Origin of the sequence: Desulfatibacillum alkenivorans DSM 16219 (assembly GCF_900142135.1) — a bacterium.
Classification (GTDB): domain Bacteria; phylum Desulfobacterota; class Desulfobacteria; order Desulfobacterales; family Desulfatibacillaceae; genus Desulfatibacillum; species Desulfatibacillum alkenivorans.
This window is the reverse complement of sequence record NZ_FQZU01000029.1, coordinates 67,550-81,716: the sequence shown is the minus strand read 5'-3', so window position 1 is coordinate 81,716 and position 14,167 is coordinate 67,550. Positions and strand designations below refer to the sequence as shown.

At 56.7% G+C, this 14,167-nt stretch carries 6 protein-coding genes; 2 read left to right on the top strand and 4 right to left on the bottom strand.

The genetic code is table 11. The features are described from left to right. Positions 1-684 (bottom strand): POTRA domain-containing protein (locus BUE18_RS19570; RefSeq protein ID WP_139264809.1); only part of this gene is annotated, 684 nt, incomplete at its 3' end. 555 nt (positions 685-1,239) lie between these two features. On the opposite strand from BUE18_RS19570, the gene BUE18_RS19565 reads away from it, so the two are divergent. Then, positions 1,240-1,725, top strand: coding sequence for a hypothetical protein (locus tag BUE18_RS19565; RefSeq protein WP_073477870.1), 486 nt, complete (start codon positions 1,240-1,242; stop codon positions 1,723-1,725). A gap of 324 nt (positions 1,726-2,049) precedes the next feature. After that, positions 2,050-4,311, top strand: a complete 2,262-nt coding sequence (locus tag BUE18_RS19560) for a PAS domain-containing hybrid sensor histidine kinase/response regulator (RefSeq protein ID WP_073477869.1) — start codon at positions 2,050-2,052, stop codon at positions 4,309-4,311. On the opposite strand, the gene BUE18_RS19555 is transcribed toward BUE18_RS19560, so the two are convergent. From BUE18_RS19555 to BUE18_RS19545, 3 genes are all read right to left on the bottom strand, one after another. Further along, positions 4,312-6,009: a DUF6909 family protein gene (locus tag BUE18_RS19555; RefSeq protein ID WP_073477868.1), complete on the bottom strand. Its 1,698-nt coding sequence runs from the start codon at positions 6,007-6,009 to the stop codon at positions 4,312-4,314. A 311-nt stretch (positions 6,010-6,320) separates the two neighbouring features. Then, positions 6,321-6,836: a hypothetical protein gene (locus tag BUE18_RS19550; RefSeq protein WP_139264808.1), complete on the bottom strand. Its 516-nt coding sequence runs from the start codon at positions 6,834-6,836 to the stop codon at positions 6,321-6,323. Between the two features lie 243 nt (positions 6,837-7,079). After that, positions 7,080-13,847, bottom strand: a complete 6,768-nt coding sequence (locus BUE18_RS19545) for a C25 family cysteine peptidase (protein ID WP_073477866.1) — start codon at positions 13,845-13,847, stop codon at positions 7,080-7,082. Positions 13,848-14,167: the final 320 nt, after the last annotated feature.

The following is a 14,167-nucleotide window of genomic DNA, read 5'->3' as shown; positions in this document are numbered from 1 at the left end:
GTCTTCGGTCACGTCCAGCACGATGTCCGAGGTGCCGGGACGCTCGCCGGGCTTGAACGTGGCCTTCACGTTGAGGCCCGGAATGTCCGTCAGAAGCAAAAGGCCCCGCTCCACGTCCGCCGTGCGCACCGCGCCTTCCCCCCGGATCACCTTCAGGGTGTTCCGGAGAAGCTCCCGGCTGTATCGCTTGTTGCCCCGGATGATGATCTCGCCCAACCGGCCCTCGCGAACCTTGATCAGAACCTCCCCTTCCTTGATGCACTGGGGAGGCACATAGGCGCGGGAGAGGAAGTACCCGTGCTCTTTGTAGAACCGGGTCACCTCGTCCGTCACTTCCTTGAGGGCGCTCACCTCCATGGTCTGGCCCACGTACGGCGCCACAACCTCCTGGAGATCCTGGTCCGCGAAAACCCGCTGACCCTCAAAACGGATCTTGGATAAACGGAACGTCACACCTTCCCCGCCCTTGAACACCGCGCTCTGTTCGTCCTGAACGCTGATCTCGGGCAGCCGGGAATGAGCGGGAATCTCCCGCTCGTTGAGCGATCTCTCCACTGCACCGGGCATGCCGCTATCCGGCACAACGGATTCTTCGGGCTCTTGTCCAGCCCAGGTTACCGCGGCCATTGCCAGCCACAATATAACCTGCCCCAAAATGATCACCTGCTTTAGCGTGTTCCTCACCGTAGCCTCCTATTATTCCAGTTTATAAAAACACTTATGTTTCTACACAGCGTCAAATTAACTACAAACAGGTTTACGCACTTCACGAGCGACAGCCAACAAAGCCTGCTCTGTCGGCCCAAAATTGTAAGACTCAGGATATCGATGGTGTAATACTTGTTAATCCGCTTTGCTTTTCAGCCATTACTGAAAATCAAAACTTTGCCTACATAACAAATACTTTTGGGATATTTTGGAATATTGAGGAAAAAGGCAGAAGTGAGATTGTAAAGGCGTGCTGTTTTGGAAAAAACAGGAGCGCCCAAGACGAACATTAATACTCCGGCTGCAAAACGGGTTTTTGCATAGATCGCCGGAACGCTTAACGCCTCAGGCTGTTTCCAATCTCGAAAACTGATTCACTTTTTACCATCAATATCCCGTGACCATACTTATCAACTTCCTCGGCATGGAGTCAAATAAAAAAAACTATTGACTTCCAACTTTTTTCCGGCAAGACCGAAAAAGCATATTTGACAAGCTGATCGTCCAACAGCATAGCCAAAAGAATGCGTCATGGCTATGATCTATTTCACATTTTTCAATAAAATTATGAAGAACGCATCAAAAATACATGCATTCAATACAAATACCGCCGGCCGACATGCGCAACCGTTGCAGCAAACGGGCGTTTACCGCGATTCATACAACATGTTGAGTGAGCCGGTTGTCTGCATGGGCTATTTTGTAGGAGCGCCCATAATCGCCTCGCCTGCCATATTTCCGGAAGGCCCCGAATCTTTTCGAGCCCCTCTTTTTCGCCGCTCCCGCGCCTGGCCTCTGGGTCGGCGCCGCCTTTGTCAGGGCTTGGCCGTCGTAAGGCATGGCGCCCATCTCAGGCTAAAATTGCTCGTTATAGGCCCAGAGCGGCATAATTTTCGTCCAGCTCCGCCCGCTTTGCCTTGCCTTTGGGCGGATTGCGCCAATTTTCCGCCGGACAGCCAGGTTATTGACGCAACAGGCTGCGTTGATATCTTTGGAAAAGTATTGAAAAGCCCCTGACCAGCCGGGGCCTGAGCGTCTCCGCCCCCCTTTTCCCGCCGTATCCAATGTTTTTAACAGCTTTAGCCATGGAGTTTAAGCAAGTTTTATTCCAAATTTGCATGACTGGGGCGCTTTACAACATAAAACAAATTGAGCTTTGACCATATTCGTTGGAAACCCTTTGTCAAAGGCCATCCTCCCGGGTGCAAAGGTTCGCTTGCGGATGATTCTTTCCTTGACCCATTTTCGTTAGACGAATATTAATGACCTCATCTTAAAACATTAATTTTAAAGAAAGTGAAAGGCCCCCCCGCCTTTCCTGCACAGAGGACCTGTTGGACTATGGAGATGAGCCAGGCGTTTTTTCGGGCTGTGGCGGAATGCGGCGCTAACATTATTATCGCCCATACCAAGGAGCATGAGATCATCTACGCCAGCTCCACCGTCCGGTCCGTCGGCTATGCCCCCGAGGACCTGATAGGCAATACAGTTCAGCCCTTTATACACCGGGAAGACTGGCGCAGGGTGGATGCCGTTATCGCCGAATGCATGGAGACGCCTAACACTCCCGCGTCAGTGGGGGACATACGGGCCAGAAGCAAGGGGGGGGATTGGTTTTGGCTCCACGGGCAGTACATTTTTTTTGTCGGGTTGGAGGGAGAGGACCTCCTTGTTTTCGTAGGCGCCAATGTAACGGACAGGAAAAAGGCGGAAATCAAGGCCATGGAATTGCAGGCGGCCGTGGAGCAGTCTATGGAAGGCATTGCCGTGGCCGACATGGACGGAGTCCTTACCTTCGCCAACACGGCCTGGGCCCGTATGCACGGATATGAAGTAAAGGAGCTGCAGGGAAAGAATCTGAGTATATTTCACACGCCGGATCAAATGCGGCTGGACGTCCTGCCTTTTATCAACAAAACCCTGGAGGCGGGATCCTTTCGGGGAGAAGTGGGACACGTCCGCAAGGACGGAACCACCTTTCCCGCCTGGCACTCAGGCGGGATGCTCAAGAACGAGTCAGGCGAGGCCACGGCTATCATGGCGGTAATTTATGACATAACCGCCCGGAAAAATGCGGAAATTGAATTAAAAAAGCGGGAAATCATGTACCGGACCCTGGTGGAGCAATCCCTCCAGGGCGTGGGAATAATAAGAAACGACCCAGTAAAGGTGGTATACTGCAATCCCGCCCTGGAGGAAATGGTGGGGCGAACCGCCAAGGAGTTGCGCGCTCTTTCGACCCAGGAGTTGGTTGAACTGGTTCACCCCAACGATTACCCGGAGCTCGCCGCCCGCTTTTTGGACCGCCTCGCCGGAAAAAAGGTGGATCCTCACCAGATCGTTCGGGTTTTCAAAAAGGACGGAACCCTGATGTGGCTCGAGACGGTGTGCCAACTGATCCCCCATGAGGGCAGCCCCGCCACTTTGGGTCTTTGCCGGGACATCACGGACAGGCGGCGCCTGGAGGAAAACCTGAGGCAGACCCGGAAGATGGAGGCCATCGGGACCCTGGCCGGGGGCATCGCCCATAACCTCAACAACATTTTATATCCCATCATGGGCTACACGGAAATGGCCGTGGATGACATTCCCGAAGACAGCGCGGCCGCCCAGAATCTTCAGGAAGTGCTCATAGCCATTAACCGGGCCAAGGACCTGGTGCACCAGATCCTGGCCTTCGCCCATAAAAGCAAGGAGCAGCAGGCGGCCACGGAGCTTGGGCCTATAGTGCATGAGGTGGTGCGGCTCATGCGGGGGACCTTGCCGGCCACCATAAAGATCACGCAGGACATCTCCAACGAGGCTCCCGCGGTCATGGCCGACCCCTCCCAGGCGCATCAGGCCCTGGTAAACCTGTGCACCAACGCTTTTCACGCCATGCGCGACAAGGGCGGGGAGTTGGAGGTTTCCCTGGAAGAGGCGTTTTTGAGGCCCGAACAGGTCCCTGATTTCGCCCTGCCTCCCGGGAGATACTCAAAGATCAGCGTAAGGGATACGGGCGCGGGCATCGATCCCATGATCATGGACCGCATTTTCGAGCCCTATTTCACCACCCGGGAGGTGGGCGACGGCACGGGCATGGGGCTTTCGGAGGCTCACGCATTTGCAAGAAACTGCGGCGGCGACATAAGGGCCGTAAGCACGCCGGGGAAAGGGTCTCTTTTTGAAATCTATTTGCCCGCCATTGAACAGATGCGGTCCAAGGCCATGGACGCCGCGCCCGCGGCCAAGGACAACGAAACCATATTGCTGGCTGAAAACGATCCGCAAATCCGCAAGATGAACACTCAGGTGCTGACTCGTCTGGGGTATTCGGTCCACGCGGCGGCTAACGGCAAGGAGGCGCTGGACGCCCTGGCGAACACCCCCGGCAAATTCGACCTGATTATCACCGAGCTGCACATGCCCATCATGACGGGCGCTCAATTGGCGAGGGACGCCAAAGCCCTGCAGCCGGACCTGCCTGTGGTCCTGTGCACCGGATTCGCCGAAGCCCTCACGCGGCGGGAGGCGCAAGATATGGGAGTGGACGGCGTGATAAAAAAGCCCATGCGCAAAAAAGACGTGGCCCAGGTGGTCAGGAGCGTCCTGGACGCCCGGTGATCACTCGGCGGGCTTGCCGAAAATTTTTTCCAGAATCACTTTGGTGATCATATAGGTCGGACGCACGCCCTCCTTGCCCATGGCCCCGGCGGCCAGGGTCTGGCCGGACTGCAAGGGATTGTCCGAAGCGTAATAGGCGTAACGGACCCTGGTTCCCGAAGGTATATTGCCCTTGATGATCGCCGCGCTTATGGCCCGCTGGTAATGCCCGCCCTCCATCTCCAGCCCGATGGTTTTCCAGTCGTCCTTGAGTTTAAGGAGCACGTCCCGGTTTTGGAGGGAGGTTCCCAGGACCGTGACCATGGGGCCGACGAACACGCTGTGCTGTTGGGCATTGAAATCTTCGGGGACCATGTCGTTCCGGAAGTTGTAATTATCCGAGGTTCCTTCAAACACATGGGCCGTGGCCAGCATGATGTCTCCCTGCTTGCCGGTCAGGATTCCCGCCTTGCCCATGATGGAGACGGAGCGGATATCAAAGCGGATCTCGCCGTTATCCTTCTTCAGGGGTTTCAGCAGGTTTTCCATCAACTCAAAGGCCTGGGCGCCGAATGCGTAGTCCATGACCAGAATCACGGGAGGGTTGGCGTCCTGAGTGCAGGTTTCAATATCCAGGCCCGGGTGCACCTCCACGCATTTCAGGGGGGCGGTATCAATAATCTGGCAATCGATATGAGAACCGGATTGATCCGGCATGGGATGCACGCCGTTTTTCTCGGCAAAGGCCAGCACATCGTCCCCGTGGGCCTTCAAGGCGTCAAAAAAGGCATAAACGTCATCCAATGCCGCAACGTCGGGGTGAACCTCCTTGACCGCGGCGTATCCGTACAAGGTGTTGACCACGCTGTGGAGGTTGGCGCTGACAATGTGCAGAGGCCGGTCCTTAAGCCCCAGCTCCACCAGCTTTTCCTTGATGTCCGCCCCCCATTGGCGGCCGTATTTCTGGTGGCCGATAATGTTCATGAGCGAGGGAGTCAGATAAATAACCAGCATGTTCTCGCGGGAGGAAGACTCCTCGTCTATCCGCTTGCCCAGCCGGTACACCAGGGAAAACAAGCCGTTATTGGCTTTGTATTCGACCTTGGTCTTTTCCAGGTATTCGTAGGTTGCTTTGGTCTCTCCGTAGGAACGGCCCAGGATGATGCTAAGGTTCCACAAGGCCTGATCCACCTTGTCCCGGGACACGGGCTCCTTGCGGAGAGCGACTTTTTCCAGCTCGGCCCACTCCACGGTGATGTTTCCGGAGTCGTCCCGCATTTTGGAGTGGATCTTGGCCGCCTCCATATTCAGGAAGGTCATGTGGGTCAGGATGTCGTAAATCTCGCTCAGGCCCCGGGAGATGACAAAGCAGATTTCCTTGTCGCTGATCCGGTAGGAGGTTCTGCGGCGCTTGAACGGCTCAATCCGTTCAAAGGGCGAGTCCTTGAAGGGGTCCTCCTCCGTTAAAATCACCCGGGTGCATTCCTCAATGCCGCGGGGCAGGCGGTCGATCACGTACTCCAGCCCTTTCAACTCCACCACCCGGGGATCGTTCAGGGACCCGTATATCTCCGGGCTCAGGCTCCGCAGGCAGTTTTCCAGAGCCTTGCCGAATTTCCCAGAAGGACGATAAAACCCCCGGATCGCCAGGGAGTCGGTGATCACCTTGAACTGATGAATGGCGTATCGCGCCTTGTGCGCTTCGGAGACTTCGTACATGCACATTCCTTTCCGGAAAAAGTATCTGTAAATTTATAGGGCTCTCTTTAAAGAATCGCCTTATATTATATCCTTTTAAGGAATTTGCAAACCTCGGGCCAGATTTTTTTAGCGGAGGCGACGCGCAATCCATCCCCATCCGACGGCGTACAGGCTATGGGGGGGCTTCTTCCCGTAAGGCGGTTTATGCTCTTTGCTTGTTGAATTCATAATAATTGCTTCCATACTATTTAGGACGTTCCGGCAATGGAATGTTTGCAGGCGCCAAACATCCTCATTGCATCATGCTTTCTGCAGCATCCGTTAGATATTCACACCCGGGGCGTCGGAAGGGGCGGGATGGAAGGCGCTGCAAGGGCGCCGTCTTGTTCCGCCGTGCGTATGGCTTCCTTTACCGTTGATCCGCGAAGGCATTTAATCGCCATTACAACAGGAACGCCGTAAAAAAGAAGGGCAAACACTCCGCCTGCTATGCCCATTGATGTAAAACCTTCCGGAACGTCAGGAGCGGAAGAGGTTAAAAAATTCCAGAAAAAAACCCAAACGCCCATAAACCCTATCAGGAAGACAAGGACTATCCAATTCACCACTTCAAGCACTGTTCTCGCCCAGGCTTTGAGTTTGAGGAAGTTGATTGCTGAAACAAGGGCTGCGGCGCCAAGAAATATGTTGGCGACGCACAACAGTGGATAATATTTGACAAAATCCGGTATGGCCGGCTCTTCCGACAGCGCCCCCCACATAGCCAGAAATATAAAAAAAGCCATGCAGGAGGTGAAAATCATAAACCCGCCCAAAGCAATCCACACCCAACCAATAGCTGTCACACTTGTCGGCCTCTTCACAGGATTCATCGCATTCTCCGTCGCAAGAATATAAGCATTAAGATTTCGCTGATAGCCGGGAGATATATTATCTTAGGGGAAACAAGGCAAGAAAATATCGCAGGAATTGCTTTTTTTGATGTATTAAGCAGGTCGAGGAAAGATCGGATTAACGGGAGATTCTTCAGATTTTGGCGGGGATAAAAACGGCCCGGGCGGGGAAGCCCGGGCCGCTATGGTCGGCTGTTATTTCAAAGCCCGGATAAAGCAGTTGTCCGAGCCGGTGTCGGGCGGGGCCTGGGCGTCCTCCATGATCGCCGTTTGCACTCCGGTGAAATGGTACACCTGGATTTCAATGGTAGGCGGCGTGGTTTCAGGATGATTCACCCGGGAGCCGGGAACCATCCAGCCTTCACCGCCCGTCGCAAGATTGCCTGCGCCGTCGCAAGCCAACACCCACATGGCTCCGTCGTAGAGATAGATGAGCGCTTGGGTAATCGCCTTCTCTCCGGTGTAAGGGATGAACACCTTGACCGGAGTTGCAAAGACAGCCGGGGGCTGGAGGTTGAGGGCGGCGCCGGCCCGCTCCGCCCCGTCGACATTCAGGCCGGGAATTTCGTTCGAGGGGCCGAAGTACGGGGCCGGATTTTCGTTGCTGTTGTATACGATTTTAGCGCCCGCCAAGCCGGCTTCGGCCGTCTCCACGCCCGCGTCGTAATCGCCGCCCAATGCAGAGTCGGACGGATCCACGGGCTGGGACTCGGGCTCGGAGTTTGCGGCGTCTTCCTGCTGCTGCCGGGATTCCACCTTAAACTCAAAGGCCGCCTGATCCATATAATCCAGGCGGCGATCCTTTGCATCCACGCTTATTTGAACCGTTGAGCCGTAAGGATAGACCGCATCCAGCACAGGCTCGGAAGCCCGGTTGTACACCGCCCACAGGCTTGTAACGGCCGTGTCCGGGTCGCCGGTGAGTTTGACGATCCGCACCGCGTCCGCGTCTCCCAGGTTTCGTTCGTAAACCGCGTTGACGCCGTCGTCTATGGTGAAAATGACGCTCAAGGGATCGGTGAGGTCAATGCCGTCCTCGTCTTTCAGGAACACGGCGAAGCATGTATTGGTCGCAATGCGCTGGTCGTCCGCGGTGCCTGCCTGATCCTGGGGGATGGTCTGGATGACTACCGGCGGCGTTGCCACAGGCGTGGCCGGATTGAGGGGATCGGCTTCGCCTTCGTCCACTTTTCCGTTTCCGTTCACGTCCTCCTCGCCGTCCATCCAGCCGTCGGCGTCCGAATCCGGGTTGAGCGGGTCGGTGGTGGTGGAAGGATCTTCGTCCGCCTTGAACACGGCAAGATCCGTGTCCGCGTCCACATCGGCGGCGGTCAGGCCCGCCTCCACGCCGTCCCAGACGCCGTCGTTATCGGAGTCCGGGTTGCATGGGGAGGTTTCGCCTGCGTCCACAAAGCCGTTGAGGTTCAGGTCTTCCTCTCCGTCCATGAGGCCGTCGTCGTCCGAATCCCTGTCATTGGGGCTCGTACAATAGGCGGACTCCAGGGCGTCGCCCAGTCCGTCCTGATCCGTGTCCGTATCGATCACGGCCCAGGCCTGATCGTTGGCGGAGTTATATTCCACGGAAATGGTGGAGGACAGGACCGCGGTGTTGGTGATAATCCCCGAGGCCGTCACCGTGGCGGTGATCACCAGGGACCCATAAGCGCCCTCCGCCAAAGACGGCAGGGTCCACAGGCCGGAACCGGAATCGTAGGCCCCCTCCCCTGCGCTGCCGGCATAGCTCAGGCCGGCCGGGAGAAGATCCACGATTTCCAGGCCGGATGCGTCGTCCGGCCCCAGGTTGGTTGCCGTGATGGTGTACACCGCCTGGCCGCCCACGGGGGGCATGGCGTCGTCCACGTTTTTATCCAGAGCGATGTCCGCTTCCGGGACGTTGTTTATATATATGGTGAAAACTTCCTCATAAACGCCGGAGCCGTCGTTGGTTTGAACCCGGATGCTGTATTCGTCCTGGATTTCATAATCGAATATGGAGGCGGTCCTGAGGGTTGTTCCGTCGATGGTGAACTGGCTGGCGCCGGAATCGCCTTCTCCGGAAACCAGGGTGAAGGTGTGGCCCGCAGATTCCGGGTCCGTTGTGGAGAATTGGCCCACGCCGGATCCTGACGGCAAGTTTTCGTCCACGGAATCGTTATCCAGGGAGATGTCCATGGCGTTTGTCGTCACAACCACCCCATTGGATATGGAGACGGGATTCACGCCGTCTTCGGCCAGCACCTGGTAGTAATAGGTCGCGCCGCTGTCCAGTCCGGTGAAGGTAAAGCTGGTTGCGTCGCCCACGTAGTAACGGTAGTAGCCGGGAACGTAGGACGCGCCCTGCATAATAGCGGGATCGCCCATGAGGTTGATGCCCAACTGCAGCCACCGATGCACGCCTGCGTATACAGCCATGGGGGCCAGGTCGGCCTTGTGCAGGGCGAAGGCCTCGCCCGAAGAAATGAAGTCGGGCTCCAGGGCTCTCTTATAATAGGTTTCCGCAAAAAGTTCCGAATTGTTATGAGGCGAATAATTCTCCGCGGGAGCATAGTCGGACACGCCCCACCCATAGCGGCTGCACCCCATATACGTCAGGGCGCCGCCGTCGGGATTGCGGATGAACGCCTCGCTCAGGCAGGGGTCTGCAACGCTGTCAAATCCGTTGCTCATGCAGGCGATGGTGTACACAAAAGCGCTAAGGCCGTCCAAAGCCAGGGCGTCATCGGAAAAATAGCCGGCGTGGTCTTCGGCCGACCAAAGCGTGTAGTTTCCATGGCCGCTGAAATACAAATGGGTCCAGTCCCGATCCATAGCTGCGTTCATGGCGCCGGGGCTCAGATCGTAATCCCCGCCGTCAGCGGCGTCCCAGGTTGTAAGCGTGTCAAAAGCCAGCCCCAAAGTCCCGGGCTGCCAGTTGGGGGCGATGGAGTCCCGATACATTCTGCGCGTCCACATTTCCGAATCGCTGACGCTGGGATGGTGAGGATTCCGGAATTCGGGGTAGCCGTCGCCAATGATGTCCGAGGGGCGGTCGTCGTTCCAGTAGGTGGTTCGCAATTGCGTTCCCATGAGCAGGATTTTTTCCATGCCCCAGGCTTCGGGATTGGTTTCGTAGGCGATCAGCTTGTTGATATAGGCTGAGGCCTGATCCGCGTTGCGGACGGGAATGCGGCCCACAAAGACGTCCGGGGCAAAGTCCAGGCCGTCATCCACCTCGCCGTAAACGCCGTTTCCGTTGGCGTCCCAGTCTCCGTCCAGATCGGAGTAATACAGGTCGGCCGGAGTTTCCTCTTCGTAGTAGGCGTATGCAATATAGCACATGCGGGCCGGAACCACCGTGTCATCGCCGCCCAGGGCCACGAAGGCCGTTCCCTGATTCTCCACGTAATCCCGGATGCAATTGCGGATTTTCTCCTGGGAATCCAGGCCCGGGTAAGCGGCTTCGATGTCCTCCACGGTCTCCACCGCGCAGGCCATGCCGCTGACGCTTGTGCGGTGGACCTCCAGGGTTTCAAACGTGGAAGCCAGGGCTGCGGAAGTAATGATCAAATAATCAACCGTGCTGCCAGCCGTCAGGTTTTTCCGGGAATCGCCTTCCAGGGGATTGACCACCATGGTGTTCACGGCTTCCGTAAACAAGGGCGATGCGGCGGCCGCAGACTTGCGGCCCGCGGACAAGTCCAGGGTCACGTTGATTGCCGAGGCAAGCGAGATTTCTCCGTTCGCGGGAACATAGCGCACGGGGTTCAGACGCAGGGAGACAAAGGTACTGCCTCCCATGGAATGCACGCCTTCAATGGAAGCCAGGGTTTGAGGCCACGCAGAGGCCGAGGCGTAAACCGTTGCGTCGGGGTCCGTCCATTCCGGAGTTGGCAGGCTGGGAGACGAGGCGTACTGGGCCGGATAAACCAGGGCGTCTTCCAGGACAATGCTTTCCGAAGCGGTTGCGGTCAGGTTTTCGGCGGAAGCGCCGGAAGGCAGAAGAATGTTTGCATAAAACGCCGGCATGCCGGGCGTTCCGGGCTCCTGGTCCGGCAGGACTCCACCCTTGAGAAAAACGTGGACGTATCCGTCCTTCCGGGAAAAGCCGAGGTCGTCTTCGTCAAACAGAAACTGCGCTTTGATTTGATCGTCCGCCATGGTCAGGCTTCCGTCCAGGGTTTTGCGCACGGACTCGGTCCCTTTTGCGCTTAAAGGCGTGGGATAGGTCCACAAATCCACATAGTAGCCGGTCGCTCCGTCCACAGGGTCCCAGGTTGCAGTGAACTGGTTGGCGTAGACCTCGGCTCCCTCCTGGGCGACGGGGCCGTCCAGCGCCTTGGTCCGGAACTCGATGTTTTTTCCGTAAGCCGTGCCCGAGGCATTGGTTGCATAGGCCCGGACATGGTACCGGGTGTTGGGTGTGAGGCCGGTAAGCTGGCCGGAAATTACACCCGCCTGACTCTCCGCTTGCAGGACGCCGTCCGCCAGGGTGGGCATGGGGCTTGTGCTGTAGCAAAAGCCCTGGGCGGTAAGACTGCTCCCGCCTTGGGAAAGGATTTCCCCCTCCACGGATGTGGAGACGGAGGTCGTGGCCGTAACCACGTCCGTGGTTACGATGGGCGCGTCAGCTCCCCATGATTGAACGCCGAAGACAACGTCGTAAAGGCCGATGCATTCTTCCATGTAGGCGTAGCCGTCAAAAGCCAGGTAATAGGTGGATGACGGATTAGGGAGGTTGACCAGTGCATAACTGCTGTTGGGAGAGTCGTCCAGGTTCTCCGGCAGGAGCGTCCAATCATCGCCTTCATTGGCTTTATAATAGAGCGAAAGATCTCCGTCGAATATGACGCTGACCGTGGGGGAAACGGCGCCGGAAAAATCTAGGGGCGGAGTTACAAGACGTGTGTTGTCGCCGTCTTCTATTCCGCAAAGCAGGGCTGAATACCCCCAGTAATTCCCCACGGTCCCCATGGAATAAACCCAGGCCCCATTTCCGTCCACTACCTCCTGGGTCCAGTCGTCGGGTTCAAATGCATTATGGTCAAAATCTTCCTGATAAACGGTTTGCCCGGTGGTGAATGTCCGGTCCTCGCCCACGGTTTCGGTGAGGATGTTCCCGGCGACCATCCGGTAGTGGTAGGTGGTCATGGGGTCCATGTCGAACAGCACTGCACGGACATCCGAAGGAGCGCTGTAGTCCTCAACGGCGTAATAGTCTGAGGTTGAGCCGTATTCATCCGTAAGGCCGAATTCAAAATAAAAATAAGCGTCGCAGTCTTCGGCGTTGTTGGGATCCACGGTCCCGTTGAGGACCGCCATTTGAGCGCCTACAGGTCCGGCGGCTTTTGTTTGGGCAAGCGGGGGATTCGGCGCCGAAGGCGTGACGAAAGTCCTGTCCGCGCCATAGGCGGCTCCAATCTCATTGGACGCAACCACCCTGTAATGATATTCGGCGCCCCAGTCCAGATCTTCAATCTGGATGCTGACCTTGGTCTTCAGGGTTCCGGTAAGCGGGCCGGCCGTCTCGCTCACCATGCCGTAAGAGGCGTCCGGTCCGTATTCGAAATAGTACTCGGTTTCCGAGTTGTGGGCGTTGACGGCGGCGTTCAGGACGGCGGAGTTCCATTCCACTTCCGCGTCCAGGGCTTCCACAGTAGGAGTTATGGGATTGCCCGTTGTGGTGAACGACCCGGCGGCGCCCACACTGACGCCTTCCGCATTGCCGGCCCAAATTCTGTAATAATATGTAGTGGCCGGATCCAGACCCGCCAGAGCTTGGGAGACAGCCATGTTGGCGGTTCCTGTGGCGACGAGCTCCTTAGGCGTAGACTGGCCAAAATCCGTTGTATCTCCGTACTCAAAATAGAATTCAGCCTCCAGCCCGTTGGGGTTGACGCTGCCGTTAAGCTGGGCGGTCGTCTCATTGACGCCCGTAGCCGAGCCGGTCTCCACCTTTGGGCCCATGGGCTGGTAAACCAGGTAGCAGGCCGCGCAGGACACGGCGGCTGAGTCGTAACGGATGCGCATGTATCCGTCTTCACCCCAATTCTCGCCCCAGGAGTTGCGGAGAATCCAGCATCCTCCGCCGCCTTCCGGCGGGTTGTCGTCCCAGCCGACCAGGGCGATGGCGTGATTGGTTGTGGCGTAATAGCAGGGATAGCCCCCGGCGTCGCAGCCGTTGTTGTCATCCTCGTACACGCCGCTGTCGTAGGCCTGAAAAGCGCTGGTGACGTAAACGGCCGCATCCACCACCCCGTAAGTCATGATGGCGGCCTTGATCGAGTCGATATCCTGGCAGCCGATGCGATGCCAGGACTGGAAGCCGATCATGGGCGGATAAGGGGAAAAGGGGCATGTCTGAGAATCGTCATCCGAGTATGGATACAGGGTTTCCGTGATAACGCCCTGGTCCACAATGGCCTGGAGTTCCATGTATTCGTAATCGGCCCCTTCGCAACCGTAAAAATGCCAGTAGTAGTCATTGCCCTGGCAGAAGGCCAAAAAGGCTTCGGAAAAATCCGCGGCATTGGCGCCGTAACTGTTGGTGGCCCGGTTGTAGGTTCCTTCCGCCGCCGCTATCGCCCCGAATGCGTAGCAGGATCCGCAGCCTGCCTGGTTCCTGACCGGTCCGATGTAGGCTTTGCCGCCCACATCCCGCGAGTCAAAAGCGGAAGGCAGGGACAGGTCAAGATGTTCGGCCAAAGGGCCCGGGTCGGGCAGGGCTTTCCGTTCCATGCCGGGAGCGGTCCGCCGCCGGGAAAAGAGCCGGTTCTTTTCATCCTGAGGCAGGGAGAATACGGCGTTGTCGGAAACAGAAAAGCTGTACCCGTTCAATTCGATTTTTTCCCGGATTTCCGCCAGGGAGTCATCCGCTTGAAAAGACAGGGAATCGACCGCCAGGGCCGGGCTGACAAGTCCAATGGCAAATAACGCGATTAATAAAACAATCCAACCGGAGAGTATGAATGCGGGTCTTAATTTCAAGGGATTGCTCCTTTGGCATGTGGTTATTCTTAGATGAATCTCTTGGTATTTGTTGAGGGGGCGAAGCCCAAGCAAGATGAGAAGCAACATACGTACCGTTTTTAGGGCCGCTATCATGAATAGTAGCGCCGGATCTTCCTGGAGCCACGGGATTCTCAAAATTTTGCATGTTTTTACGCGGAGCACAACAATTATTCCGTATCTGCCGAGAAACCAGGGGTATTATGTCTCATTCAGCTGACCATTTTTGGTTTGGATGCTGTAACCTAGTGCGGCGCTGCGTTTATGAAGGCGTCTTAAAAATTTCAATGGCGCCTTTG